The organism is Sphingobium olei, from assembly GCF_042678845.1.
GTDB classification, from domain to species: domain Bacteria; phylum Pseudomonadota; class Alphaproteobacteria; order Sphingomonadales; family Sphingomonadaceae; genus Sphingobium; species Sphingobium olei.
Genome location: NZ_JBHTLS010000135.1, coordinates 142,619 through 168,604 on the forward strand (window position 1 = coordinate 142,619; position 25,986 = coordinate 168,604).

Below are 25,986 nucleotides of genomic sequence, written 5' to 3' on the forward strand. Positions count from 1 at the left end.
ACTTGTCGAGGGGGCGTCACCCAATCTTGAAATCCGCCCAGATCGGCAAATGGTCGGATGCCTTGCGCGCCGCCGCGCTTTCATGGACGCCGCAGTCCTTCAGCGTCATTCGCCCGCAATGCATGATCCGGTCGAGCCGGGCCACCGGGCGGCGCGCATGGAAGCTGCGCCCGCACGGCGCGAAGCTGTAATGGCGCGCAAAGTCCGCCAGGCAGCCGCGTTCCGCGCTCCATTCGTTGAGGTCGCCCATCAGCACGGTCGGCATCGCCTCCCGCTGCGCGGCGGCGTGGATGACGGCGGCCGCCTGCTTGCGCCGCCACAGGCCCGACAGGTCGAGATGCATGCCGAACACGCGCAAGCTAGCGCCGTCCAGCGACACTTCCGCCATGGTCGCGCCGCGCGGTTCCAGATAGGGAAGGTGCAGCACGTCATGCGCGCCGATCTCCGCCGTCTTGCGCACCAGCAGCGCGTTGCCGTGCCAGCCCATCGAATCGACCTGAACATTGAGCGGCACCGGCTTGTAGTCGCTGGATTTCTCCATCAGCTGTGGGGGGATGGCCGCCGACCGGACACCGAACCGTCGATCCGCCTCCTGCAGGGCCACGATGTCGGCATTCACCTCCGACAGCACCTCCAGCACCCGCTCGGGAACCCGCCGCCTGTCCGTGCCGATGGCCTTGCGGATATTGTAGCTCGCGACGCGGATCGTTGTCATGCCGGATCAATGCGCCAGCCGCGTGGATGTTTCCAGAGCATGATGCCATGTTCTTGCAATGTTCATGGCTAGTCGGCATAGCCGTGGCATGGCCAAGGCAAAGCGCAAATTCGTCTGTCAGCAATGCGGCACCGTCACCAGTCGGTGGCAGGGCCAGTGCGAGGATTGCGGCGAATGGAACAGTATTGTCGAGGAAGCGGCCGAAACCGTCTTCTCCGCGCGCCATGATCTACAAGGGGGCGGTCGCTCGATTACGCTGGTCGGTCTCGATAGCCAGGTCGAACTGCCGCCGCGCACCTCCACCGGCATTGCGGAGTTCGACCGGGCGCTGGGCGGCGGCATCGTCAGCGGTTCTGCGACGCTCATCGGCGGCGATCCCGGCATCGGCAAATCGACCCTGCTGCTGCAGGCGGCGGCGCGGATCGCAGCGCGGGGGCTATCGGTCGCCTATATCAGCGGGGAGGAAGCGGCCGATCAGGTCCGCCTGCGCGCGCAGCGGCTCGGCCTCGGCAACGCGCCGGTGCAGTTGGCGAGCGCCACCTCTGTCCGCGACATCCTCACGACGCTGGGCGACGGCCCGCCGCCCGCCTTGCTCGTGATCGATTCGATCCAGACCATGCACAGCGACCTGATCGAGGGTGCGCCGGGCACCGTCAGCCAGGTGCGCGCATCGGCACAGGAACTCATCAAATTCGCCAAGCAACGCGGCACCGCGCTCATCCTGGTCGGCCATGTGACGAAGGACGGCAGCATCGCCGGGCCGCGCGTGCTGGAACATATGGTCGATACCGTGCTGGCGTTCGAAGGCGAGCGCAGTCATCAATATCGCATCCTGCGCGCGATCAAGAACCGCTTCGGCGGCACGGACGAGATCGGCGTCTTCGCCATGGTGGCGGAGGGGCTGGAGGAAGTCGCCAACCCGTCCGCCCTGTTCCTGACGCATCGCGACGAGACGGTGACGGGCGCGACCGTCTTTCCGGCGCTTGAGGGGACGCGACCGGTGCTGGTGGAAATCCAGGCTTTGGTGGTTCGTCTGTCCAGCGGCGCGACGCCCCGGCGCGCGGTCGTGGGGTGGGACAGCGGCCGCCTTGCCATGATCCTCGCCGTGCTGGAGGCGCGTTGCGGCCTCAGCTTCTCGACCGCCGAAGTCTATCTGAACGTCGCGGGCGGCTATCGGCTGAGCGATCCCGCCGCCGACCTCGCCGTCGCCGCCGCGCTCATCTCCGCCTTGTCGGAACGGCCGGTGCCCGCCGATGTCGTCCTCTTCGGCGAAATCGCGCTGTCGAGCGAGATCCGCCCCGTCGCCCATGCGCCGCTGCGCTTGCGGGAGGCGGCGAAGTTGGGCTTCAACCGCGCCTTGATTCCCGCTTCCGCCGCCGACGGGGTCAAGGGGATTGCGGTCAGCGGCTTCAAGACCCTCAGCCAGCTTGTTGACCAGATGCTGGGCAGGGGATAGCCACGCGGGCCATGAACGCCATCGACATCCTCGTCCTTATCGCCATCGGCGGTTGCGCCGTGCTTGGGTTGATGCGCGGCTTCGTGCTGGAAACCTTGTCGCTCATCGCCTGGGTGCTGGCGATCTTCGCCATCCGCCTGTTCCATGCTTCGGCCGCCGAGTTGCTGAGCGCCTTCGTCGGCACGACCAGCGGCGCGGCGGTGCTGGCGCTGGTGCTGGTATTCGGTGTCACCTTCGCCATCGGCAAGATGATCGCCCACGCCATTGGTCGCCGCACGCGCCAGTCGATCCTGGGGCCGGTGGATCGGGTGCTGGGCGCGGGCTTCGGCGCGGTGAAGGGCCTCATCGGCGCGACGCTCGTCTTCCTCGCCTTCAGCCTCGTCTATGACACTTTCTACGGCAGCGCGGCGCGGCGGCCGGACTGGCTGAGCGACGCGCGCACCTATCCGCTGCTCAATGCCAGCGGGCAGGCGATCAGCGAATTTCTGGCGGAACAACGCGCGAAGAAGCCGGCTGCAAAGGACAAATAGGCTTCAGTCCAGCTTCGTGCCGGTATGTTCCGTCGCCCGGTTGTCGCCGGTCGCCTGATCCTGTTTCAGTTCCTGTCCGTGCCACAGGTTCAGGCCAACGAAGACGCAGATGATGATGGCGATGACGACGCACACCGTGAAGATGGCGGCGCGTTCCATGCGCCGGGTCGGCGGGCGGTCGGGATCGACTTCGGGATCGGTCATGCCGGGGGAACGGCGCTTCGCCCCATGCCGTTCCGCGCGGGACTAACCCGGGTTTAGAGCCAGCCCTTTTCCCGATAGGCCGCCGCCGTCGCCTTCAGCCCCTCTTCGGTCGGCACCTGCGGCAGCCACAGCCGCTTGGGCGGTTGCTTCCGCTTGCCCACCACCCAGTCGGGATGGCAGAAATAATCCACCCGGTCGGGCGTCAGCTTCGCGCGCTTGCCGCGCACCAGCCGGTCGGCCCGCGCCGCGATCGACAGCAGCCATTCCGGCGTCGCCATCACCCGCACGTTCCGCCCCACGGCCCGCCCGATCGCGGCGCCGAAATCCTTATGATCCCATCCGCCGGCGGTGCCGTCATCGACTTCGTAGCTGCGCGTCAGGCTGTTTTCCCGCTCCTGCGCCAGCGCCAGCAGCAGCCGGGCGAGGTCTGAGACATGGATCACCGACAATCGTCCCCCCGGTGGCAGCATCATAAAGCCGCGCTTCGCCATGCGGAACAGCTCCAGCATCTCGCGATCCTTGGGGCCATAGATCGCGGGCGGGCGCACGATGGTCCAGTCAAGGCCGCTCGCCTTCACATGTTTTTCGGCCAGTTCCTTGGACCAGCCATAATCCGACAGCTTGGGCTCGCGTGCCGCGAGCGAGGAGACATGCACCAGCCGCCTGATGCCCCGCCGCCGCATCGCATCGATCACGGCTACGGTGCCGCGCGCATTGCCGGCCTCGAATCCCTCGCGGTCGGGCGCGTTCACCACGCCTGCGATGTGCACCACGGCATCCGCGTCGCGCACCAGCGTGTCGAGCGCGGCGGCGTCCTCCAGCGATCCGGGTATCCATTTGAGCCGCGCGCGCGGCGGCTGCGCGCTGCGGGTCAGCGCATTGACGCGCACTCCCTCGGCAAGCGCCTGGTCGAGCGTCTCGGCACCGACGAACCCCGTCGCGCCCGTCATCGCAATCCGAAACACCATGGCTGTCAGACCATCGCCATATGGTCGCGATGGACCAGCACGGAGCGGTGCATTTCGCCCAGCAACGCGGCAATCTCCTCGCTGCGCCGGCCGGCGATCTTCGCGGCGGCGTCGCTGTCATATTCGATCAGGCCGCGGGCGATCACCCGGCCGTCCTGCGTCACGATATCGACAACATCGCCTCGCTCGAACAGGCCCTCCACCCGCGCGACACCGGCGGGCAGCAGGCTGTTGCCCTTGCCCAGCGCCCTTTCCGCGCCCGCATCCACGACCACGCGCCCCAGCGTCGTCAGCCGTCCCGCCAGCCAGCCCTTGCGCGCGCCCTTGCCCGGAGCCGCCAGGAAGATCGACCCCTTGCCCCCGTTCGCCCAGCGGGAGAGGGGAGCGTCCACCTTGCCCGACAGGATGGCGAGGTGCGCGCCCGCGCCGGTGGCGATCTTGGCGGCCTGGATTTTCGACACCATGCCGCCAGATCCCATGCCCGAAGCGGAACCGCCGTCCGCCATCGCCAGGATGGCCTCGTCTATCGTCTCAATCGTGTCGATCAGCATGGCGCCCGCATCGACGTGCGGATTGGCGGTGTAAAGCCCGTCCACGTCCGACAGCAGCGCAACCGCGTCGGCCCGTGCCGCCTGTCCGATACGCGCCGCGAGGCGATCATTGTCGCCGAAGCGGATCTCCGCCGTCGCGACGCTGTCATTCTCGTTGACCACCGGCACCACGTTCAGCGCCATCAGCCGCTCCAGCGTCGCCGACGCATTCAGGTAACGCCGCCTGTTCTCCAGATCGTCCAGCGTCACCAGCATCTGCGCTGCGGTGATCCCGCGTTCTTCCAGCAGGCTGGCCCAGCATTGCGACAGCGCGATCTGCCCCGTCGCAGCCGCCGCCTGCGCATCCTCAAGGCTGCCGCGCCCGCCCTTGGGCAGCTTCAGCCGCCGCGCGCCCAGCGCGATCGCGCCCGACGACACGATGATAACCTGCTGCCCCGCAGCGACCCGCGCGGCAACATCGCCGACCAGCGTGCGCAGCCAGTCGGTCCGGACCTGACCGTCCGGATCGACCAGCAGCGCCGACCCGATCTTGATGACCAGGCGGCGGACGAGGGCAGGGGGGAATCCGGAAAGGGGGTGGGTCATGGTCCATGTTTCCCCCCTCCCATTCAAGGGAGGGGCAGGGGGTGGGTGCGCCGCGCGAGCGGCGCTTCTAAGCTGTCAGCCGGGAATAGCGCTCGCTTCGCTCGCGACCCGCCCGACCCCTCCCTTGAATGGGAGGGGAGTTTAGATGTTCAAATCGGCGACCAGGGCTTGTCGCCCTCAGGTGCGTCTTCCTCTTCGCTTTCCGGCGGCTGGTCGAGCAGCGGCAGCACTGCGTCGAGCAGCGCCCCCACGCCTTCGCCGGTCGCGCCGGAGATGATGAATAGCTCCTCCACATCCGCTTCGTCGCGCAGCTGGTCGGCAATGTCTTCCATCAGCTCCGGCCCCAGCAGGTCGCCCTTGTTCAGTACGACAAGCTGCGGCTTTTCATCGAGCCCGCCGCCATAGGCCGCCAGCTCGTCGGTGACGATGCGGAACTGTTCGACCGGATCGTCGCCGGTCGCGTCGATCAGGTGCAGCAGCACCCGGCAGCGTTCGATATGGCCCAGGAACCGGTCGCCGATGCCGGCACCCTCCGCCGCGCCTTCGATCAGGCCGGGGATGTCCGCCAGCACGAATTCCCGATCGCGGTGCAGCACGACGCCCAGCTGCGGCTTGGTGGTGGTGAAGGCGTAGGCGCCGACCTTCGCCTTGGTGTTCGTCACCTGGTTGATGAAGGTCGACTTGCCGGCGTTCGGCATCCCCACCAGGCCGACGTCCGCCAGCAGCTTCAAGCGCAGCCACACCCACATTTCCTGGCCCGGCCATCCCGTGCCATGCTGGCGCGGCGCGCGGTTGGTGCTGGTCTTGTAGGACAGGTTGCCGCGTCCGCCGTCGCCGCCGCGCAGCAGCACGATCCGCTGGCCCACTTCGGTGAAGTCGGCCAGCAGTTCCTGCTCATATTCCATCGTGCCGTCTTCAGGGTCTTCGCTCCCTTCGACCGGAACGGGATCGGACAGGATCTGCGTGCCGACCGGCACCTTGATGATCAGGTCTTCGCCGCCCGCGCCATAGCGGTTCTTGCCCATGCCGGGCTGGCCGCGCTGCGCCTTGAAATGCTGGGTGTAGCGAAAGTCGATCAGCGTGTTGAGGCCCGCCACCGCCTCGAAGATGATGTCGCCGCCCTTGCCGCCATTGCCGCCGTCCGGCCCGCCATATTCGACATATTTTTCGCGCCGGAAGCTGACCGCGCCGGGACCGCCCCAGCCGGACTTGATGAAGATTTTCGCTTGATCGAGGAAATGCATGGCGCGCCCATAGCGCTATCGGCGGAAAAGTTAAACCTTGGCCTGCTGCGTCGCTCCCGCCTGCTGCGCCAGGGTGGCGGCCTCCTGCATCAGCGCGTGGGTCAGGCTGCGGGTCGCGATCTCGCGCGCCTTCTCGCGCGACAGGCCGATGGCCGCCGCCATCGGCCCGCCCAGTTGCGAATCGCCCAGCGCCAGCAGCACCAGCATCAGCGTATTTTCCCGGATCAAGCCGGCGAGGTTGGGCGTCAGCGCGCTCGCCGCCAGCTTGTCGACGAGGCGATGGATCGCTTCCACCACCGGATCGAGCGCATCCTCATTGCCGGACGAGAGCATCCAACTCGCCAGCGCGCCCGCGCCCTGCGCGTCGAAGGCGTCGAACGTCATGTCGACGATGGTGCGCGGGCTGACCTCGCCGCGCCGCGCCGCGTCCACTGCTTCGCCGATATTGGCGGTGATGACGTCTGCCAGATGTCCGGCGAGCGCCTTCTGCAACCCTGCCGCTGACCCGAAATGATGCAGCAGATTGGCATGGGTCCGCCCGATTCGCGCCGCAACCGCCTTCAGAGTCACCGATTGCGGCCCGGTTTCGATCAGCAGCGCGCGCGCCGCTTCGACTGCGGCAAGGCGGCTTTCATCCGGGCTGAGGCGCAGTCGCTTTATTGACATCAGTGTCAGTTACTCATATTTACATCAATGTAAGTAAGTTCAGGAGGCGTCCATGACACCCACCGATCTCACCATCACGCCGCGCGATCGCCGCTTCGGCCGCGATCATGCGTCGGCGCGACATTGGCTGAACGGCGATCCGATCGCCACGGCTTTCTTCAATGCGCTGTCGATCACCTTTCCGCGCGGCGAAGCCTTTTTCATCGATTCCGTCCGCGCCTTCCGCGACGGCGTGCCCGAAAAGCTGGCAGGGGAGGTCGCGGCCTTTGTCCGGCAGGAAGTCGTCCACAGCCGCGAACATCTCGCCTTCAACCGGCAAGTGACCGATCATGGCTATGACGTCACCCGCCTCGACGCGGACGTGACGATGGTGCTGGATCTCGCCTACAGCCGTCCGCCGATCGTCCGCCTTGCCGCGACGATGGCGCTGGAGCATTTTACCGCCATCCTCGCGCACGAACTGCTGCGCGACCCGCGTCACCTGGACGGGGCCGACCCGGAACTGGCCGCGCTCTGGCGCTGGCACGCGATCGAGGAGATCGAGCATAAGGGCGTGGCGCATGACATTTGGGTCCATGCGACCCGCGACTGGCCGCGCCTGCGGCGCTGGTGGGTCAAGTCGCTGATGATGCTGATCGTCACCCGCCATTTCCTGCATCACCGCGCGCGCGGCATGGTGGACCTGCTGCGGCAGGACGGGATCACCGGCGTCCGCGCCTGGGGCGGCTTACTGCGCTACGCCCTGCTGCGCCCCGGCATCTTGCGGTGTATCGCACGGCCCTGGGCCAGCTACTTCCTGCCGGGCTTCCATCCGTGGCAGGTGGACGACCGCGCGCTCATCGCCCTGGCGGACACGCCTTATGCGGACGCACGTATGAATGGCGCGCTGCCCTCGGCCGCTTGACCGGACCGGCGGGGCAGGCTCTTATCGCCGCATGTCGCAAGCGCCTGTCCTCCACACCCCTCGTCTCATCCTGCGGCCGCATGACGTGGCGGATTATGCCGCTTGCCGCCGCCTTTGGGCCGATGCCGATGTCGTTCGCTTCATCGGCGGCACGCCGCAGGAGGCGCAGGCCGTCTGGTTCCGCCTGTTGCGCTACGCCGGCATGTGGTCGCTGCTGGGCCATGGCATGTGGGTGATCGAGGAGAGGGACAGCGGCGCGTTCCTGGGTGAAGCGGGCCTGCTCAGCGCCGAACGCGGCCTGCCTCAGCTTGAGGGCGTGCCGGAAGCCGGTTGGGTGCTCGGCCCCGATGCCTGGGGCAGGGGGATCGCCACCGAAGCGATGCAGGCAGTCGTCGGCTGGGCCGACGCCCATGTCGATGCGCCCTCGCTCCGCTGCATCATCGACCCGGGCAATGCCGCGTCCATAAAGGTCGCTGAAAAGCTCGGCTTCTCTCCACTGGTGGACACCCAACTGAACGGCCATCCCACACGGGTTTTCGATCGCCCGCGCCAATAGGGGGCCGCCGCCTATTTTCAGCGGAACGGCGGCCTTGTCTTGATCGGGCCGTCAGGCGGCGACCGGAAGCGCGTCCGCGTAGAGGTCCATGGCCGGATCGTCGTTCACATGCGCGCCTTCCCCTTCCTCGAACAGGAGGCAATCGACCATCGCATCCCGCCCCAGGCTGTAGCGACGCTCGACTTGCCCTGCGAAGCGGAAGCCGAGCTTGCGCAGCACATTGCCCGATGCGGGATTGTCGACGAAATGGCTGGCACGAATGCCGCTCACGCCGCTTGCCCGCGCCATGTTCATCACCGCGCGCGCCGCCTCCGTGGCGAAACCCAGCCCCCAATAGGAGCGGGCGATCCAATAGCCCAGTTCCGGCGCGCCCTGCTCGTCCAGATGGATGCCGCATCCGCCGACCAGGCGCGGCGCGCCCTTGGTGCGGGTGAAGGCAAGCAGCCGGGGCAGGCGGACGTCATGCGGCAACGACAGGAATTGCTCCGCGTCCTTCACCCCATAGGGGCTGGGCGCGCGTACCAGGTTGCGCAGGATGGCGGGATCGTCGATGGCCTGCGCCAGCGCCGGAGCGTCTTCCATCCAGCCGGGACGCAGCAGCAGGCGAGGGGTACGGGCGAACATTCTATTCTCTCCTCTATTCCGCGCCGTTAGCCGTGGTTGATGACGGCTTGACGACGGTTCGCTCTGGATGGTTTGCGCCCGCTCGACGCGCGAGAAGGCGTTATGTTCCAGAGGCTTGAGGGATTTTGAGAGGGGGTTTCGCCCAACGAAAAAGGGGCGCCCCTCTGCGGTGAGGAGCGCCCCTTATTCCCTCGGATGCCGGCGTCAGGCGCTGTGCCTGAACCCCGGGAGGATCGCCCCTTGCGAAGGACGACCCGTCATCGATCGTCCGTTATTCGGCGGCTTCGGCTACCGCGTCGACCGACACATATTTGCGGCCGAGCTTACCGGTGTGGAATACCACCTTGCCTTCGCCGAGCGCGAAAAGGGTATGGTCCTTGCCCATGCCCACGTTGCGGCCCGGATAGACGCGGGTGCCGCGCTGGCGAATGATGATGTTGCCGCCGATCACGTCCTGACCGCCGAACTTCTTCACGCCAAGGCGCTTCGACTCAGAATCGCGACCGTTGCGCGACGAACCGCCAGCTTTCTTATGTGCCATGACCTAAACTCCTTGAATCTGTTGCGCTGCGGCTCAGGCGATCGACACGATCTTGAGGATCGTGTGATTCTGGCGGTGGCCGTTCTTGCGACGATAATTGTGGCGGCGGCGCTTCTTGAAGACGATGACCTTCTCGCCCTTCGCCTGCGCGATGATTTCGGCCGCGACGGTCAGCTTCGACGCGTCCTTCAGGTCGCCGCCTTCGCCGGCCAGCAGGACGTCGCCCAGCGTGATCTTGTCGCCGGCTTCACCAGCCAGCTTTTCAACGACGATCTTGTCTCCGGCGGCGACGCGATACTGCTTGCCGCCCGTGCGCACGATAGCGAACATGGCTTGTCTCTTCTCGTTCAAATCTGCTTTACGCAGATCATCGAGGAGAAATCCTGTCGACCCGCGCGGGAATGTGGCCCGTTAGTGGAATGATGCGGCGCTGTCAACCGATCCGGCGCGCTTTCCGCACTGGTTTTCAGCGGGGCGGCCTCCTATCTTCGACCTGGAACGGAAGGAACGACGCAGCCGATGCGGCACATGGGAATGGATCGACGGAAGGAGAGGGGTGCGGGCAGCCGCGCCGCGCTTTTCGCCGCGCTCTGGACCCTGATCGCCGTGACCCTGCTGTCCGCCCTTGCCCCGCTGGGCCCGCCGCTCAGCCGCGCCAGGGGTTCCGCCTTCAATCCCGCCACCAGCGAAGTGGTGGTGAAGGCCCGGACTGCGCCCCGCGTGGCTGTGCGCGAAGCCGCACGGCCCGACGGCAGCAATTCGTTGCCGGTCTTTCTCCTGTGCATCGCTGCCCTGTGCCTGCTGGTCGGATGGACGGCGATCGTGGGGCATGGCTTCGGGCGGCTTGTCGATCCTCTGCCGCATCCCGCGCTGGCCGGCGCTCGCCACGCGCGCGCGCCTCCCGCCCTGACCTGACGATTCGCACATAGGGGTCCGCCATATGCGGGCCTTTCGTCGGCAGCAGGAGGAGAGTCCATGCCTGAAGACGATCCGCGATCCGGCCGCCGCCGGCCGCCCTGGTGGTTCATGCCGATCGTCATGACCGGCTTGGGGCTTGCCGCCGCCGCGCTCGCCATGACGATGATGACCATCGTCGAATGATCTGAAAATACCGCCGGACGTGGGAACGGCCGCGTCCGGCCCGTTATTGGAAAGGGACATATGCCCCACCACACGCCCCTGATCGGCACGATCGTCGCCGGCCTCGTCGTGGCCTTCATCATGGGCTCCATCGCCCATCGGCTGAAACTCTCGCCGCTTGTCGGCTATCTGGTCGCCGGGATCATGGTCGGCCCCTTCACACCGGGCTTCGTCGCGGACGCCGGCCTTGCCAACGAACTGGCGGAGATCGGCGTCATCCTGCTGATGTTCGGCGTCGGCCTGCATTTTTCGCTCAAGGATCTGTTGTCGGTGAAGAACATCGCAGTGCCGGGTGCGCTGGTGCAGATCGCCGTCGCGACCCTGCTCGGCATGGGCCTTGCGCACCTGATGGGCTGGACGCTCATGGGCGGGCTGGTCTTCGGCCTCGCTCTGTCGGTCGCCAGCACGGTCGTCCTGCTCCGCGCCTTGCAGGGCGCGGACCTGGTCGACACGCGCCGCGGCCGGATCGCGGTCGGCTGGCTGATCGTCGAGGATCTCGTGATGGTGCTGGCGCTGGTCCTGCTGCCAGCGCTCGCAGCCGTGATGAACAGCGCGGACGGCGGCGGGGCCAGCGCCTTGCTCGCGCCGCTGCTCGGCACCTTGCTGAAGGTGGTCGGCTTCGTCGTCGTCATGCTGGTCGTCGGCAGGCGCGTCATCCCCTGGGCCTTGCACTGGGTAGTCCATACCGGATCACGCGAGCTGTTCCGCCTTGCCGTCCTTGCCATCGCCTTGGGCGTGGCGTTCGGTGCGGCCTATGTGTTCGACGTGTCCTTCGCGCTCGGCGCCTTCTTCGCCGGCATGATCCTGGGCGAAACGCCCTTGAGCCGCCGCGCGACCGAGGAAACCCTGCCGCTGCGCGACGCCTTTGCGGTGCTGTTCTTCGTGTCGGTCGGCATGTTGTTCAACCCGTCCATCGTGGTCGAACATCCGCTGCCGCTGCTCGCCACCGTGCTCATCATCGTCATCGGTAAGTCGATCGCCGCCTGGGGCATCGTCCGCGTGTTCGGCCATCCGAACGTGACCGCGCTCACCATCGCGGCGAGCCTGGCGCAGATCGGTGAATTCTCCTTCATCCTCGCCTCGCTCGGCACGGGCCTCGGCGTCCTGCCGGCGGATGCGCGCGACCTGATCCTGGCAGGCGCGATGGTCTCGATCTTCCTGAACCCCATCCTCTTCTCGATGATCGTGCGCAGCCACCGAAAGGAAGAGGATGTGCCCTCCGCCGCCGACGCCCAGCTGGCGCAGACGATGGGGCACACCATCCTGGTCGGCTATGGGCGCGTCGGCAAGCTGATCGCGGCGCAACTGGCCGCCAAGGGTGTCCATTTTGTTGTCATAGAGGATGACAAGGACAAGTCGGAGGAGGCCGGGGAGGCGGGCCATATCGTGGTGCGCGGCAACGCGCTGGAGGATCGGCACCTGCGCTTGGCGGGGATAGGCGAGGCGCGCAACATGCTGATCGCCGTGCCCGAAGGCTTTGAGGGCGGGGCCATCCACGAACATGCCCGGCATCTCAACGCCAACCTCACCGTCATCGCCCGCGCGCACAGCGATGCGGAGGTGGCGCATCTCGAATCGCTCGGCGTCCCACACATCGTCATGGGCGAACGCGAACTGGCGGCGCGCATGTTGACGCTCTGCGGCGCGCGTTAGGCGAGGGATGAGAGGAACCGCGCCGCCCGTTCGCGGATGGCGGCGCGGTCCTCCTCCTTCATCCGCTCCCAATTTCGATAGGGCATCGCCATGCGCGGATTGCGCGCCAGTTTCCTTTCGTTACGCGCGATGAAGTCCCAGTAGAGCGCATTGAACGGGCAGGCGTCCTCGCCCACGCGCTTCTTCACGTCGTACCGGCACTTGCCGCAATAATCCGACATGCGGTTGATATAGGCACCGCCTGCCGCATAGGGCTTCGACCCAAGCAGCCCGCCATCCGCGAACAGCGCCATGCCCACCGTATTGGGCATCTCGACCCATTCATAGGCGTCGGCATAGACCTCCAGATACCAGACATGCACCTGATGCGGGTCGATCCCGGCGATCAGCGCGAAATTGCCGGTTATCATCAGCCGCTGGATATGGTGGGCGTAGGCTTGGGTTATGGTCTGGCCGATGGCTTGCGCCATACAGTGCATGTCCGTCTCGCCGGTCCAGTAGAAGCCGGGCAAGTCGCGCGTGGCATTGAGCGCATTGCGCGACCCATAGTCCGGCCCTTCGTGCCAGTAGACGCCGCGCACATATTCTCGCCAGCCGATGATCTGGCGAATGAAGCCCTCCGCGCAGTTGAGCGGCACCTTGCCCGCGCGATAGCGTTTCTCCACTTCCCGGCACAGGCCGAGCGGGTCGAGCAGTCCCGCATTGATATAGGGCGACAGGATCGAGTGCCATAGGAACGGCTCGTCGGTCAGCATCGCGTCCTGATAGTCGCCGAAGCGCGGCAGCGCCTCGTCGAGAAAGCGCTTCTGCTGGCGCAGCGCATCGGCGCGGGTGACCGCAAAATGAAACTGGTCGAGGCTGCCGATATGGTCGGCGAAACGCTCCGCCACCATTCCCAGCACCTCTTTCGTGACGGCATCGGGGCGGAAGCGGATCGGCTGCGGCATCAGCAGGTCACGGCTGGGCGCAGGCTTGCGGTTCTCCGCATCATAATTCCATTGCCCGCCTTCGGGCTGGCCGTCCTCGTCCAGCAGCAGCCCGGTCTTGCGCCGCATGTCGCGGTAGAAAAACTCCATCCGCATCTGCTTGCGCGCGGCCGCCCAAGTGTCGAATTCGGCATGGGAGCAGAGGAAGCGGTCATCCTCATGGATGGTGACAGGGATGGAAAAGCGATCGGCCCAGCTTTCCAGCATCGCCCGGACGCGCCACTCGCCCGCCTCGGTCACATGGATGGCGCTGGCCTGAAGCCGCTCGACCGCCCGCGCCACCTCCCCGGTGAAGGAGCCTGTATTGCCGGGATCGTCCAGCCTGACATAATCGACCATCCACCCGTCCTTGCGCAGGACGTCGGCATGGTGACGCATCGCCGACAGGATGAAGGCGATCTTCGCCTTGTGATGCTTCACATAGGTCGTCTCGCCCGCGACCTCCATCATCAGGATGACGGCCTTGCCCTTCTCCACCGCGCGCAGCGAGGCAAGGTCGAGGCTCAGCTGGTCGCCCAGCACCGGAACGAGAAAAGGGCCGTCGCTCATCCTGACGGGAATGAACGAGCGGCCCTTTCGCTCCTAGCCTGTCTTAAAGGTCAGCGGCCCCGCGGCGGTCCCTTGCGCCCGCCGCCCCCCTTGAAAGGCCGGGGCGCATAGCCGCCCGGACGCGGCCCGCGATCGTTGGGGCGATTGCCCTGCCGCTTGTTCTCCCGCGCCTGTTCGCGCGGCGCGCCCTCGACCGCCTCGAACGCCACGTCCGCGCCTTCGTCGCTCGCCTGGCCGGTGCGCTTCACCGCCGCGATGAAGCGGCCTGCGATGGCTTTGGGTATCTCGAACATCGTTTCGTTGGCAGCGATGCGGATCGCGCCGATATCCTGCCGCGACACATGGCCGCGCCGGCAGATCAGCGGGAGGATCCAGCGCGGATCGGCATTGTGGCGGCGGCCGATGTCCATGCGGAACCACTGCGTATCCTCGAACCCCGGACGCGGCCCTTCGCTGCGGGCGGGCGCCTCGCTGCGGTCGAGCAATTCCTCCGGTGCAGGAAGCGAGGCGCGGGCGCTCTTCACCAGCATCGCCGCGATTTCCTTGGCGCTTTTCTCGGCCAGCAACTCCGCGCCCAGCGCCCAGTCCGCCTCGTCCAGCTCCGCTTTTTCCATCAGGCTGGCGCGCAGGCGGGCATTGTCCTGTTCCAGGATTGCCTCCCGACTCGGCGGCGTGCCCCATTCGACCGGAATCTTCGCCCCGCGCAGCATGGATTCGACCCGGCGGCGCCGCGGATAGGGTACGATGAGGACCGCCGTCCCCTTCTTGCCCGCGCGACCCGTCCGGCCCGAGCGGTGCTGCATCGTTTCCGCGTCGCGCGGCAGTTCGACATGGACGACCAGGCTCAGCGAAGGCAGGTCGATGCCGCGCGCGGCCACGTCGGTCGCCACGCATACCCGCGCCCGCTTGTCGCGCAGCGCCTGCAGCGCATGGTTGCGCTCGTTCTGGCTATGCTCGCCCGACAGCGCCACGACTGCGAACCCGCGTTCGGTCAGGCTGGCGTGCAGGTGCCGTACATTGTCGCGCGTGGCGCAGAACAGAATGGCCGTTTCCGCCTCGTGATAGCGCAGCAGGTTCACCACGGCATGTTCGATGTCGGACGGCGCGACCGTCACCGCCTGATAGCTGATGTCGCCATGGCCGCGCTCCTCGCTCATGGTCGATATGCGCAGCGCATCCTTCTGATAGCGCTTGGCGAGCGCCACGATGGGCTTGGGCATGGTGGCGGAGAAGAGCAGGGTGCGGCGGCCTTCCGGCGCGCTGTCGAGTATGCCTTCCAGATCCTCGCGGAAGCCCATGTCGAGCATCTCGTCGGCCTCGTCCAGCACCACCGTCCGCACGGCGGACAGGTCCAGCGCCCCGCGCTCCAGATGGTCGCGCAGGCGGCCGGGCGTCCCGACCACAATATGCGCGCCGTGGCTGAGGTTGCGGCGCTCCTTCGCGGCGTCCATGCCGCCGACGCAGGTCGCGATCCGCGCGCGCGCCGCGCCATAGAGCCATTCCAGCTCGCGGCTGACCTGCAATGCCAGCTCGCGCGTCGGCGCGATGACCAGCGCCAGCGGCAGGCCCGCGACGGGCAGGCGATCCGCATCGCCCAGCAATTCGCCCGCCATGGCAAGGCCGAAGGCGACGGTCTTGCCGGAGCCGGTCTGCGCCGACACCAGCAGGTCGCGGCCATGCGCGTCCTCCTGCGTAACTTCGGACTGGACGGGGGTCAGCGCCTCATAGCCCTTGGCGACAAGCGCCTGGGACAGGAGGGCGGGAAGGGTATCAAATGCCATATTCTTGTTTTCCATCGGTAAAAAGCGACCCGCCATCACCGACGGATACGAACGACCATTTGTGCTTCCAACAGGAAAGCCCGGAGCGGCAGGTCAGATGCTCCGCGTTTGATGGGGAGCGAGAATTTCGCGCTCCTTCGTCATGCCGGACATGATCCGGCATCCCGCTTTCATTTTAGGAAACGTTCCAGGAAGGCGGGAACCCGGGTCTAGTCCGGGTGAGGGGTAAAAATAGGGGCAGCAAGCCCTCCAAACAAGAAAACCTCCTTCCCCGTGTCGAGGAAGGAGGCTCCCTTTATCTTTTTACGTCAGCCGATCAGATCGAGGCGACTTCCGCCACGTCGACCTTCACGCCCGGACCCATCGAGGACGACAGGGCGATCTTGCGGACATATTTGCCCTTCGAACCCGACGGCTTCGCCTTGACGATCGCGTCAACGAAGGCGTCGAAATTCTTGCGCAGGTCTTCGGCGGTGAAGCTCGCCTTGCCGAGGCCGGCGTGGATGATGCCCGCCTTCTCGACGCGGAATTCGATCTGGCCACCCTTGGCGGCCTTCACGGCTTCGGCGACGTTCGGCGTCACGGTGCCCAGCTTCGGGTTCGGCATCAGGCCCTTGGGGCCCAGCACCTTGCCCAGGCGACCCACCAGACCCATCATGTCGGGGGTGGCGATCACGCGCTGGAAGTCGATGTTGCCGGCCTGGATCGATTCGAGCAGGTCTTCCGCGCCCACGACGTCGGCGCCGGCGTCGAGCGCCGCCTGAGCCTTGTCATTGCGGGCGAACACGGCGACGCGCACATCCTTGCCGGTGCCGGCGGGCAGGGTCACCACGCCACGGACCATCTGGTCGGCATGACGCGGATCGACGCCCAGGTTGATGGCGATCTCGACGCTCTCGTCGAACTTGGCGGTCGCGTGGGTCTTGATCAGGCCCAGCGCCTCGTCGACGCCGTGCAGCTTCTCGCGGTCGACCGCAGCGGCCAGGGCCTTCGCCTTCTTCGTCAGCTTTGCCATGTCCTTAGCCCTCCACCACTTCGAGGCCCATCGCGCGAGCGGAGCCTTCGATGATCTTCGTCGCCGCATCGATGTCGTTCGCGTTCAGGTCGGCCATCTTGGCCTGCGCGATCTCGGTCAGCTGCGAACGCTTGATCTTTCCGGCGACGACCTTGCCCGGCTCCTTGGAGCCCGACTTCAGGTTGACGGCCTTCTTGATGAGATAGGTGGCCGGCGGCTGCTTCGTCACGAAGGTGAAGGAACGGTCCGCATAGACGGTGATGATGGTCGGCAGCGGGGTGCCCTTTTCCATCTTGTCCGTCGCGGCGTTGAACGCCTTGCAGAATTCCATGATGTTGACGCCGCGCTGACCCAGGGCAGGGCCGATCGGCGGCGAAGGGTTGGCGGCGCCGGCCGCCACCTGGAGCTTGATATAGCCCGTAATCTTCTTAGCCATTGTCACTCACTCTGTTGCTGGACGCGCCCGAGGGTGCGTCCGGTTCAAGTTTAGCGGTCCAGGCGGAGGCAAGCCTCCTCCCGCATTTCATTCCCCTTATCGTCATCCCAGCGAAAGCTGGGATCTCAGGCCGCAAGGGGAGCGGCCCGAGGCACGAGACCCCAGCTTTCGCTGGGGTGACGTATGATCACTTCGACAGTTCGACCTGTTCGAAATCCAGTTCGACCGGGGTGGCGCGGCCGAAGATCGACACCGACACCTTGACCCGGTTCTTTTCGAAATCCAGTTCCTCGACCAGCCCGTTGAAGCTGGCGAAGGGGCCGTCCAGCACCTTGACGCTGTCGCCGATCTCGTAATCGACATTGACCTTGTGCTTGGGCACGGCCTCGGCTTCCTTCTGCGCGCCGAAATAGCGCGCGGCCTCGCTCTCGCTGATTGCCTGCGGCTTGCCGTTGGGGCCAAGGAAGCCCGTCACCTTGGCGGTGTTCTTCACCAGGTGATAGATGTCGTCGTTCATGGCCAGCTTGGCAAGGACATAGCCGGGCATGAACTTGCGCTCGACCTGGATCTTCTTGCCCCGCTTCACCTCGGTCACGGTTTCGGTGGGCACCTCGACCTGCTCGACCAGCTGGGAGAGGCCCATGCGCTCGGCTTCGGACAGGATCGATTCCTTGACCTTGTTCTCGAAGCCCGAATAGGCGTGGATGATGTACCAGCGCGCCATGTTACCGTTTCAAACTCCCATATCGCCTTAAGCGGCCCGCCCCGACGCCAGCGCCAGCAGCCACTGGACGATCGCGCCGAAGAAGGTGTCGATGCCGAAGAAGAAGAGGCCGAGCAGCGACGTCATGATGACGACCATAACCCCGGTCATCACCGTCTCGCGGCCGGTCGGCCACACGATCTTCGACGCTTCGGTCTTCACCTGATTGACGAAATCGCCCGGAGAAACCTTCGCCATCGCCTGCCTTCTACGCTTCGAAACCAACACCAATCGCGGAGCAACAGTCCGCCCTCCCGATCCCGCCTGCTTGACGTCCGGGGGTGCGACCGCTTGGCTCCGCGACCAAATTCGCTGGCGCACTTAGACGCAAATCCCCTGATTTTCAAGGGATCGCGGCCAGTCGCCTGGCAGGAGTGGAGGGACTCGAACCCCCGGCATTCGGTTTTGGAGACCGACGCTCTACCAGCTGAGCTACACTCCTGCACCGGCCTTGCGCCAGCGAAGGAGGGCGCTTTAGCGTGGGCGTGTCGGCAGGGCAAGCGCCATTATCGTGGGGCGCGTCATGGCTGGACGGGTTCCGCGACCTGCGTGTCCGCGCTTGTCTGCCGCTCGGCCTCCTGGTTCAGCTGCGCGCCCAGCAACACCACGAAAGCCGACACATAAAGCCATAGTTGCAGCACCACAACCGCGCCCAATGACCCGTAGGTTTCGTTGTAATTGCCGAAGCGCGACACATAGAAGGACACGCCCAGCGTCGCCAGCAGCCAGAACAAGGTCGCGGTGAACGAGCCCGCCGTCAGCCATTGCCAGCGCGCCTTGCGCCGGTGCGGCCCGAATCGGTAGATCAGCGCGAAGATCAGGCTGGCGAACAGGCCGGCGGCGATCCAGGTCGCGGCCTTGGCGATGAAGATGGCGACCGGACCCCAGCCGTTGACCAGATCCTGCAGGAAGCCGAGCACCGAAGCGGACAGCACGCCGACCACCACCACCAGCACCGCCGACGCCGTGATGCCGATGGACACGCGATACACGGACAGGAAGGAGCGCGCCTCCTTCTCCTCATAGACGATGTTGAGCGCCTCCATCGTTGCCGACGAAGCGCGGGTCGCGCCATAAACGGCGAAGGCGAGCGCCAGCAGCAGGCCGAAGCCGACCGCCGGCTTGGTTGTCGTCACCACCGCCATCAACTGGTCGAAGATCAGCTTGGCCGCCTCACGCGGGACCACGGTGATGATAGACCGGACATGCTCCGCCACCATCGCCGGGTCGCCGATCAGGCCGTAGGTCAGCACCACCGCTGCCAGCAGCGGCGCGATCGACAGAAAGGCATAATAAGCGACGCCCGCCGCCAGCAGGCTCAGATGGTTGGTTCCGATTTTGGCATAGACGCGCTTCAATATCTCCCACCAGCCGCGCGGCGGGATCTTCCACGGCGCATCGACATGCACTTGGCTCGCCACCCGATCGGTCATGCTGTTCCCCTTGCTGAAAAGAGCAAGCGCGCGAACGGGTTGCAGGTTCCGGCGGATGCCCCTTGGGACAGCGGCGTTTTCAGGCTTCCGGGCGCGTCCAGATCCAGCTGCCGCCCACCAGAGCCGCGACGACCGGGATCAGGAACCAGGGCCAGGGGGACAGGAGCAGCGCCAGCACGACGCTGAAGGCGAAGGCGCCAAGCGCCGCCTGCTTGCCCCGCCGGCTGATCGCGCCGCGTTCCCGCCAGCGCCGGATATGCGGCCCGAAATGCGGATGATCGAGCAGCTTCGCCTCCAGCCGGGGGCTGGACCGCGCGAAGCAGAAGGCGGCGAGGATCATGAACGGCACGGTCGGCAGCAGTGGCAGAAACGCCCCGATCGCTCCCAGCCCGATAGAGACGAAACCGGCGATGAGGTAGAGCTGACGCCGCATCAAGGGTCCAATGCCGGGCCAACCGCGACCCCATGCCTTGGTCGCAGGCGGGGATCGGCTTGGCAAGCCGGATCGCGGCCGCGCCGTCCTCAGGCTGCAGGCAGCTTCAACCGCACCAGCAGCCCGCCCAGATCCTCGCTTTCGTCCAGCGCCACCGATCCGCCATAGATTTCCGCCACGTCGCGCACGATCGCGAGGCCCAGGCCGGTGCCGGGCTTGCCCGAATCCAGCCGCACGCCCCGGTCGAAGATGCGGATGCGGTCCGCTTGCGGAATGCCCATCCCGTCGTCCTCGACCATGATCTCGACCATGCCGGCGGTCCGCGCGATCACCGTCGCAAACACGCTGCCACCGCCATATTTCGCTGCGTTTTCGATCAGGTTGCCCAGCATCTCGTCCAAATCCTGCCGTTCCGCCCGCACCGCCGCCTGCCGGTCGCCGTCCATGTCGATCCGCGCTTCGGGATAGAGGCGCTGCACCGCGCGTTCCACCGCCTCCAGACTGGGCCACACCTCCGCCCGGCTCTGCGCTACGCCGCGCCGGCCCACGGCGCGGGCGCGGGCGAGGTGATGGTCCACCTGCCGCCGCATCGTCGTCGCTTCGCGGATCACCGTGTCGCCCAGATCGGGGGACTGCGCCGTCGCCGCGTTCATGATGACGGTCAGCGGGGTCTTGAGTGCATGGGCGAGGTTGCCGGCATGGGTGCGGGCTTCCTCCGCCTGCCGCTCATTATGGGCGAGCAGGGCGTTCAATTCCTCCACCATCGGCAGCACCTCGGCCGGCATCGGCTCAGTGACGCGGCTCTTCTCGCCGCCGCGCATCCGCACGATCTCCAGCCGCACCTTGCGCAGCGGCCGGAGCCCGTAAAAGGTCTGCAGGCTGGCAAGCACGAACAGGCCCACGGCCAGCAGAGCAAAGCTCTTGAACAGCGTCGAACGCAGCGTCTTGATCTGGCCGTCCAGCCCCTCGCGCGCCTGCGCCACCATGAACAGCCAGCGCGTCTCCGATCCCGGCAGGATCACGGTGCGCTCCATCACGCGCAGGTCTTCGCCGGGAAACTGCTTGCTGTCATAGACATGCAGATGCCGGTCATGATGTTCCGCCGGTGCCTTCAGCGCCCGGTCCCACAGCGATCGCGACCGCCAGTCCTCATGCCCCTTGGCGCTGATCTGGTAATAGAGGCCGCTATTGGGCTCCAGGAAGCGCTGGTCCGCCAGTTCGCGGTTGAACAGCACCTCGCCGTCCGGCCCGATCTCCGACGCGGCGATCATCGCCGTCAGCACATAATTCATGCCGTCGTCGAAATTGCGCGTGATCGCCGCGCTCAGTACCCGGTCCAGCGCCACACCCCCGCCGATCAGCAGCACGCTGATCCACAGCGCCGCAATGCCGACCATCCGGCGGGATATGGAGCCGGTCGAGCGGACGGCGGAGGGAGAAGGGGCGTCCATCAGGACAAGGCCGGGCGCTTACCGCCCCGGCTCGTCCAGGCTGTAGCCAAGCCCGCGGATGGTGGTGATGACGTCTGCGCCGAGCTTCTTGCGGATGCGCGTCACGAACACCTCGATCGTGTTGGAATCGCGGTCGAAATCCTGGTCGTAAATATGTTCGATCAGTTCGGTGCGGCTCACCACCTTGCCCTTGTGGTGCAGCAGATAGGACAGCAGTTTATATTCCTGCGCCGTCAGCTTAACCGGATCGCCCTTCAGCGTCACCTTGCCCGACCGCGTGTCCAGACGGACATCGCCAGCAGTCAGTTCGCTCGACGCATTGCCGGACGCGCGGCGAATGAGCGCGCGCAGCCGGGCGATCAACTCCTCGCTCTGAAACGGCTTGGCGAGATAATCGTCCGCCCCCGCGTCCAGCCCCGCCACCTTGTCCGACCAGCTGTCGCGCGCGGTCAGCACCAGCACGGGAAAGGCGCGGCCTTCCTTGCGCCACTTGTCCAGCACGGTCAGGCCGTCGATCGTCGGCAGGCCAAGGTCCAGCACCACCGCGTCGTAGCTTTCAGTGGAGCCCAGGAAATGGCCGTCCTCCCCGTCCGTCGCGAGGTCCACGGCATAGCCGACCCCCTCCAGCGTGGTCCGGAGCTGCTGGCCCAGACTTGGTTCATCCTCGACGATCAGCAGACGCATGGGCGTTTTCCGTTTCTGTTATGCATGTCGTTACGCAGACGCGCCGATCAGCGCGCCATGCCGATGATATCGCCGGTTCGCCCGTCGGCATCAACCCACATCACCTTGCCGTCCTTCACATATTTGAGGCGATAACGGTTGGAGGAAGGGTCGAACTCGCTGCCGACATAGGTTGCGCCGCCTACCGCCGCATCGACCCGCCGCTTTATCATGGCGAAGGGCATGACCTGCCCTTCCAGCATCGCGCGGCGGGCGGCGTCCTGCTCGTCGCGCCGATTGCCGGCGTCGGCCACCGGAACAGTGAGCGCGAGAGCGGTGACTGCGGTCAGGGAAGCTGCCAGACTTTTCCACTTCATAATCATGCAAATGGCATAGCTGCATGGCATTGAACAGGTGGTGAATGGCGGGCGCGTGGGAGGAAAGGGGGCGCGGCGGCCGAAGCCGTTCGCGCCCCGCAAACCTTATTTCTCCAGCGCGTACTGCACCGTGAGCGTTACCGACGCGCTTACCTGCCCCGGTTCGACCGGAGTCGCGGGCGCGGCGTCCGCCTTGAAGCGGGCGCTTTGCAGCATCGGCATGGGCGGCATGCCGCCGCTGTTGCTTTCGCTGATCGACACCAGCCGCGCCGAACGATAGCCCGCCGCCTGCGCGTAGAAATCGGCCTGCGCCTTTGCGGTCTTCATCGCCGCCCCGCGCGCCTGCACATGCAATGGCGAGGGATCGTCGATCGAGAAATTCGGCCCGTTGAGGTTGGTCGCACCCGCCGCCACCATCGCGTCGAGCGATGCGCCGATCCGCTTGATGTCGCGCAGCTTCACCGTCAGCTGGTTCGACGCCTCATAGCCGATGAAGCGCGGCACCTGAGGCTGGCCGTCGCGATTGCTGTAATCATATTGCGCCGACAGGTTGATGCCGCTGGTCTGGATGTCCTTCTTGGCGATCCCCGCCTTGGCCAGCGCCGCGATCAGCTTCTCGGTCTGCGCTGCATTCTGCTGCATCGCCGCCTGCGCGGTCTGGGCGCGGGTCTGGACCCCGGTGCCGACCGTAGCGATGTCCGGTGCGGCCTCCACGCTCTCGGTCACGTTCAGCGTCACGACTGGAGCGGTCTCGGCGATGGTCACGCTGGTCTGGGCGACGGCCGTAACGGGAAGCGCGGCGACGCCGAGCGCCATCAGGGCGAGAGCGGATTTCATGGGGGTAGTCTCCTCTGCAATGTTGCGGTCCATTTGGAACGGCTGCGATGAACCGACGCTGTCGCACGTTGAAAGCCGTCCGACAGCTTTGTGGTTCCATCGCCCTTGCCCGCGCCCGTCCAAGCGCCTAGCTGCACCGCCATGGCGGCTCCCATTCTCTCCTTCGAAAATCTCGGCCTCTCGCAGGGCACGCACTGGCTGTTTCGTGGCATCGACATCCATGTGGGTGCGCGCGACCGGCTGGCGCTGATCGGGCGCAACGGCGCGGGCAAGACCACGCTGCTGAAGCTGCTGGGCGGGCAGATCGAGGCGGACGAGGGCACACGCTCGGTCCAGCCCGGCGCGCGCGTCATCACGCTGGAGCAGGACCCGGACGTCACGCCCTTCGCCACCTTGCACGATTTCGCGCTGGCGGGCGAGTTCGCGCCGCCCGCGCACGAAGTCGAAGCGATCGCCGACCAGCTCGGCATCGACCTTAGCCGCGAGGCGAAGACGGCGAGCGGGGGCGAGCGCCGCCGCGCCGCCATCGCCCGCGCACTCGCCAGCGAACCCGACCTGCTGCTGCTGGACGAGCCGACCAACCATCTCGACATCGCCGCGATAGACTGGCTGGAAAACTGGCTGGCGCGCTATAATGGCGCATTCATCGTCATCAGCCACGACCGCGCCTTCCTGACGCGCCTCACCCGCCAGACGCTGTGGCTCGACCGGGGCCAGATGCGCCGCAACGAAGTCGGCTTCGGCGGCTTCGAACAATGGATGGAAGCGGTCTATGCCGAAGAGGCGCGCGCTGCCGAGAAGCTGGACGCCAAGCTCAAGATCGAGGCGCACTGGCTGGAGCGTGGCGTCACCGCCCGGCGCAAGCGCAACCAGGGCCGCCTCGCCAAGCTCTGGGAAATGCGCGCCCAACGTGCCGCGATGCAGGGGCCGCAGGGCACCGCCAAGCTCGCCGTGGCCAGCGACGACAGCAAGACCAAGAGCGTCATCAAGGCCGAGCATGTCAGCAAGTCCTTCGGTGACCGCACGATCATCAAGGACTTTTCGCTCCGAGTGCAGCGCGGCGACCGCATTGGCATCGTCGGCGGCAACGGCGCGGGCAAATCGACGCTCCTGAAACTGCTCACCGGCGAACTCGCGCCTGACAGCGGCGAAGTGACCCTCGCCAAAACCCTCGACATGATCTTTATCGACCAGCAGCGCAGCCTGATGCAGGGCGACAAGTCCGTCCGCGACGTGCTGGCCGAAGGCGGCGACTGGATCGACGTGCGCGGGGCGCGCAAGCATGTTCATGGCTATTTGAAGGACTTCCTGTTCGACCCTTCATTGGCCGAGGCAAAGGTCGGCACGCTGTCGGGCGGCGAGCGCTCGCGGCTGCTCTTCGCGCGGGAGTTCGCGCGCGAATCCAACCTGCTCGTGCTGGATGAGCCGACCAACGATCTCGATCTCGAAACGCTCGACCTGCTCCAGGAAGTCATCGCCGACTATGACGGCACCGTGCTGATCGTCAGCCACGACCGCGACTTCCTCGACCGGACGGTTACGGTGACGCTCGGCCTCGACGGCTCCGGCACGGTGGACGTGATCGTCGGCGGCTACGCCGACTGGATCGCCAAGCGCGATCCCCGCCGCGCGCCCAAAGCGGAGAAGAAGGACGCCGCGCCACCGCCTCCGCCCAGGCCCGCCTCCGCGAAACTCAGCTACAAGGACCAGCGCGACCTCGACCTGCTGCCCAAGCGCATCGAAGAACTGGAAGCCGCCATCGCGCGCGACGAGGAAGCGCTCGCCGACCCGGCCCTCTACACGCGCGACCCCAAGAAGTTCGCGGCGTTGACAGCGGCTATCGAAAAGGCGCGGGCGGAAAAGGACGCGGCCGAAGAACGCTGGCTTGAACTGGCCGAAAAGGCGGAAGGGCTGGCGGGGTAGGCGGCTTCGTTATCGCCCGCGCCGTCACCTCATCGCGCTACTTCGTCACCCGGGACTTGATCCGGGGTCCCGCTACCTTGCACGGGAAGAAGCGGGATGCCGGGTCAAGCCCGGCAGGACGAACAAGGCGCGACCGCTGACACCCACCTATTACATTCACTGCACACCGAGAAGCTCTCTACAAATCGACGCTCACAAAGGGGACGAGGCTAGCGTCACGTTTCGAAGCGAACTTCCAAGCTGTCACCTCAATGCTCGCGGTCAAAAGGGTCGTAGCAGCGGTGACAATAGCATCAATCGACGCGAGCCCGATCGCTTCCCCGACGTTCGACGCTGACGATATGCTGGGAGCAAATTTGTTCACGCTACTGGTCGTAAAGAACACCAATATCAGAGACCAACGATAGCCTTTTGTCGCCTTGACGATCCGCATTGGATTTACGAATCGCGTAGAAACCGCTTGTGCTATCGGCCACGCAGGGAGGAATGCTACAAACAGCAACCCGATCAAGAGCAACACGATGACGATCAAACTGGTCAAGCCATCCTGCGAGCCGTTGCGGGCAGCATAGATCAAAACCGCCAAACAAGTTAGGATCGGTGCCATCGTTACAATATTAATGGCAGTAAACCTGAATAATCCAAACACGGATAGCGATCTTTCGATCATCGACATTGCTACTGCGTATATCGCTACAAACCAAGGAAAAATAAGAATGCCTAAAATGGCATAATGCAAGTCGGAAAATTTCGAGCCGTTGGTCCAATAAAATAGGTCTGTAGAGACCGTTAACACTGCCACTATTGCAACACAAAATAGTCCGCGCCTAGGGACTGTGCCAAACTCGCCCATCGCTTGCGTGAAGAAATCTTGAAATGTGATGCCCCCGGTCATTCATCAAACATGAACGACGATGCCTCGCGCTGCAATATAGGTTTGCACCACGACGCCACATCAGCTTTTTGAGATGTTGACGCTTAAGGGTCACTCAGCAAATCACC

At 65.6% G+C, this 25,986-nt stretch carries 30 protein-coding genes and 1 tRNA gene; 8 read left to right on the forward strand and 23 right to left on the reverse strand.

Features of this window, described 5'->3' with window-relative positions; all coding sequences use genetic code 11:
- Positions 1–16 precede the first annotated feature (16 nt).
- Positions 17–715: an endonuclease/exonuclease/phosphatase family protein gene (locus ACFQ24_RS20445; protein WP_380914641.1), complete on the reverse strand. Its 699-nt coding sequence runs from the start codon at positions 713–715 to the stop codon at positions 17–19.
- Positions 716–803: 88 nt separating this feature from the next.
- On the opposite strand from ACFQ24_RS20445, the gene radA reads away from it, so the two are divergent.
- Together radA and ACFQ24_RS20455 are read left to right on the forward strand one after the other, a co-directional pair.
- Positions 804–2,171, forward strand: coding sequence for a DNA repair protein RadA (gene radA, locus ACFQ24_RS20450; RefSeq protein ID WP_380914643.1), 1,368 nt, complete (start codon positions 804–806; stop codon positions 2,169–2,171).
- An 11-nt stretch (positions 2,172–2,182) separates the two neighbouring features.
- Complete coding sequence (locus ACFQ24_RS20455; protein WP_380914645.1) at positions 2,183–2,701, forward strand: CvpA family protein; 519 nt, start codon at positions 2,183–2,185, stop codon at positions 2,699–2,701.
- Positions 2,702–2,704: 3 nt separating this feature from the next.
- Here the strand turns inward: ACFQ24_RS20455 and ACFQ24_RS20460 are convergent, their stop codons facing one another.
- From ACFQ24_RS20460 to ACFQ24_RS20480, 5 genes are all read right to left on the reverse strand, one after another.
- Positions 2,705–2,905, reverse strand: a complete 201-nt coding sequence (locus tag ACFQ24_RS20460; RefSeq protein WP_380914647.1) for a hypothetical protein — start codon at positions 2,903–2,905, stop codon at positions 2,705–2,707.
- Between the two features lie 53 nt (positions 2,906–2,958).
- On the reverse strand, positions 2,959–3,873 hold the full coding sequence (locus tag ACFQ24_RS20465) for an NAD-dependent epimerase/dehydratase family protein (protein WP_380914649.1): 915 nt from the start codon (positions 3,871–3,873) through the stop codon (positions 2,959–2,961).
- Positions 3,874–3,878: 5 nt separating this feature from the next.
- Positions 3,879–5,009, reverse strand: coding sequence for a glutamate 5-kinase (gene proB, locus ACFQ24_RS20470; RefSeq protein WP_380914651.1), 1,131 nt, complete (start codon positions 5,007–5,009; stop codon positions 3,879–3,881).
- Positions 5,010–5,158: 149 nt separating this feature from the next.
- Positions 5,159–6,253, reverse strand: coding sequence for a GTPase ObgE (gene obgE, locus ACFQ24_RS20475; protein WP_380914653.1), 1,095 nt, complete (start codon positions 6,251–6,253; stop codon positions 5,159–5,161).
- A gap of 30 nt (positions 6,254–6,283) precedes the next feature.
- Entirely contained in the window at positions 6,284–6,919 is a 636-nt protein-coding gene (locus ACFQ24_RS20480) for a TetR/AcrR family transcriptional regulator (protein WP_380914655.1), read from the reverse strand.
- A gap of 52 nt (positions 6,920–6,971) precedes the next feature.
- On the opposite strand from ACFQ24_RS20480, the gene ACFQ24_RS20485 reads away from it, so the two are divergent.
- Together ACFQ24_RS20485 and ACFQ24_RS20490 are read left to right on the forward strand one after the other, a co-directional pair.
- Positions 6,972–7,823, forward strand: a complete 852-nt coding sequence (locus tag ACFQ24_RS20485) for a metal-dependent hydrolase (protein WP_380914657.1) — start codon at positions 6,972–6,974, stop codon at positions 7,821–7,823.
- A gap of 31 nt (positions 7,824–7,854) precedes the next feature.
- The gene (locus ACFQ24_RS20490) at positions 7,855–8,379 is read left to right on the forward strand and encodes a GNAT family N-acetyltransferase (RefSeq protein WP_380914659.1); all 525 of its coding nucleotides are present in this window, start codon (positions 7,855–7,857) and stop codon (positions 8,377–8,379) included.
- Positions 8,380–8,430: 51 nt separating this feature from the next.
- Here ACFQ24_RS20490 and ACFQ24_RS20495 read toward each other — a convergent pair whose 3' ends face one another.
- The 3 genes from ACFQ24_RS20495 to rplU form a co-directional block, all read right to left on the reverse strand.
- On the reverse strand, positions 8,431–9,003 hold the full coding sequence (locus ACFQ24_RS20495) for a GNAT family N-acetyltransferase (RefSeq protein ID WP_380914661.1): 573 nt from the start codon (positions 9,001–9,003) through the stop codon (positions 8,431–8,433).
- Positions 9,004–9,274: 271 nt separating this feature from the next.
- Positions 9,275–9,544 carry a 50S ribosomal protein L27 gene (rpmA, locus tag ACFQ24_RS20500; RefSeq protein ID WP_066763545.1) on the reverse strand — a complete coding sequence of 90 codons (270 nt, stop codon included), beginning with the start codon at positions 9,542–9,544 and terminating at the stop codon, positions 9,275–9,277.
- 33 nt (positions 9,545–9,577) lie between these two features.
- Positions 9,578–9,874, reverse strand: coding sequence for a 50S ribosomal protein L21 (gene rplU, locus ACFQ24_RS20505; RefSeq protein WP_380914663.1), 297 nt, complete (start codon positions 9,872–9,874; stop codon positions 9,578–9,580).
- Between the two features lie 189 nt (positions 9,875–10,063).
- Between rplU and ACFQ24_RS20510 the strand changes: the two genes are divergently transcribed.
- Genes ACFQ24_RS20510 through ybaL form a run of 3 tightly spaced genes read left to right on the forward strand, consistent with a single transcriptional unit; the run spans position 10,064 to position 12,337 of the window.
- Positions 10,064–10,459, forward strand: a complete 396-nt coding sequence (locus ACFQ24_RS20510; protein ID WP_380914665.1) for a hypothetical protein — start codon at positions 10,064–10,066, stop codon at positions 10,457–10,459.
- 60 nt (positions 10,460–10,519) lie between these two features.
- On the forward strand, positions 10,520–10,645 hold the full coding sequence (locus ACFQ24_RS20515) for a hypothetical protein (RefSeq protein WP_380914667.1): 126 nt from the start codon (positions 10,520–10,522) through the stop codon (positions 10,643–10,645).
- A gap of 60 nt (positions 10,646–10,705) precedes the next feature.
- Entirely contained in the window at positions 10,706–12,337 is a 1,632-nt protein-coding gene (gene ybaL / locus ACFQ24_RS20520) for a YbaL family putative K(+) efflux transporter (RefSeq protein ID WP_380914669.1), read from the forward strand.
- Here ybaL and ACFQ24_RS20525 read toward each other — a convergent pair.
- From ACFQ24_RS20525 to ACFQ24_RS20585, 13 genes are all read right to left on the reverse strand, one after another.
- Entirely contained in the window at positions 12,334–13,872 is a 1,539-nt protein-coding gene (locus ACFQ24_RS20525; protein ID WP_380914671.1) for a cryptochrome/photolyase family protein, read from the reverse strand. The two genes, ybaL and ACFQ24_RS20525, sit on opposite strands and share 4 nt — an antisense overlap.
- 50 nt (positions 13,873–13,922) lie before the next feature.
- The gene (locus ACFQ24_RS20530; RefSeq protein WP_380914673.1) at positions 13,923–15,653 is read right to left on the reverse strand and encodes a DEAD/DEAH box helicase; all 1,731 of its coding nucleotides are present in this window, start codon (positions 15,651–15,653) and stop codon (positions 13,923–13,925) included.
- 316 nt (positions 15,654–15,969) lie between these two features.
- Positions 15,970–16,668 (reverse strand): 50S ribosomal protein L1, encoded by a 699-nt coding sequence (rplA, locus tag ACFQ24_RS20535; protein WP_066763562.1) that lies wholly within the window; start codon positions 16,666–16,668, stop codon positions 15,970–15,972.
- A gap of 4 nt (positions 16,669–16,672) precedes the next feature.
- Complete coding sequence (gene rplK / locus ACFQ24_RS20540; RefSeq protein ID WP_380914675.1) at positions 16,673–17,104, reverse strand: 50S ribosomal protein L11; 432 nt, start codon at positions 17,102–17,104, stop codon at positions 16,673–16,675.
- Positions 17,105–17,291: 187 nt separating this feature from the next.
- Positions 17,292–17,828, reverse strand: a complete 537-nt coding sequence (gene nusG, locus ACFQ24_RS20545; protein ID WP_380914677.1) for a transcription termination/antitermination protein NusG — start codon at positions 17,826–17,828, stop codon at positions 17,292–17,294.
- Between the two features lie 27 nt (positions 17,829–17,855).
- Positions 17,856–18,065 carry a preprotein translocase subunit SecE gene (gene secE, locus ACFQ24_RS20550; RefSeq protein WP_380914679.1) on the reverse strand — a complete coding sequence of 70 codons (210 nt, stop codon included), beginning with the start codon at positions 18,063–18,065 and terminating at the stop codon, positions 17,856–17,858.
- A gap of 168 nt (positions 18,066–18,233) precedes the next feature.
- Positions 18,234–18,309: transfer RNA gene (locus tag ACFQ24_RS20555), tRNA-Trp, on the reverse strand.
- Positions 18,310–18,388: 79 nt separating this feature from the next.
- Positions 18,389–19,300, reverse strand: a complete 912-nt coding sequence (locus ACFQ24_RS20560; RefSeq protein WP_380914681.1) for a YihY/virulence factor BrkB family protein — start codon at positions 19,298–19,300, stop codon at positions 18,389–18,391.
- Between the two features lie 79 nt (positions 19,301–19,379).
- A complete protein-coding gene (locus ACFQ24_RS20565; RefSeq protein WP_380914683.1) occupies positions 19,380–19,733 on the reverse strand; it encodes a YbaN family protein in 354 nt (117 codons plus the stop codon).
- 89 nt (positions 19,734–19,822) lie between these two features.
- Positions 19,823–21,130: a sensor histidine kinase gene (locus tag ACFQ24_RS20570; RefSeq protein WP_380915435.1), complete on the reverse strand. Its 1,308-nt coding sequence runs from the start codon at positions 21,128–21,130 to the stop codon at positions 19,823–19,825.
- A gap of 72 nt (positions 21,131–21,202) precedes the next feature.
- Positions 21,203–21,868 carry a response regulator transcription factor gene (locus ACFQ24_RS20575; protein ID WP_380914685.1) on the reverse strand — a complete coding sequence of 222 codons (666 nt, stop codon included), beginning with the start codon at positions 21,866–21,868 and terminating at the stop codon, positions 21,203–21,205.
- Positions 21,869–21,915: 47 nt separating this feature from the next.
- On the reverse strand, positions 21,916–22,254 hold the full coding sequence (locus ACFQ24_RS20580; RefSeq protein ID WP_380914687.1) for a hypothetical protein: 339 nt from the start codon (positions 22,252–22,254) through the stop codon (positions 21,916–21,918).
- A gap of 75 nt (positions 22,255–22,329) precedes the next feature.
- Entirely contained in the window at positions 22,330–23,061 is a 732-nt protein-coding gene (locus tag ACFQ24_RS20585; protein WP_380914689.1) for an SIMPL domain-containing protein, read from the reverse strand.
- A gap of 141 nt (positions 23,062–23,202) precedes the next feature.
- Between ACFQ24_RS20585 and ACFQ24_RS20590 the strand changes: the two genes are divergently transcribed.
- Positions 23,203–24,984 (forward strand): ABC-F family ATP-binding cassette domain-containing protein, encoded by a 1,782-nt coding sequence (locus ACFQ24_RS20590; RefSeq protein WP_380914691.1) that lies wholly within the window; start codon positions 23,203–23,205, stop codon positions 24,982–24,984.
- A 178-nt stretch (positions 24,985–25,162) separates the two neighbouring features.
- Here the strand turns inward: ACFQ24_RS20590 and ACFQ24_RS20595 are convergent, their stop codons facing one another.
- On the reverse strand, positions 25,163–25,879 hold the full coding sequence (locus tag ACFQ24_RS20595) for a hypothetical protein (RefSeq protein WP_380914693.1): 717 nt from the start codon (positions 25,877–25,879) through the stop codon (positions 25,163–25,165).
- Positions 25,880–25,986 lie beyond the last annotated feature (107 nt).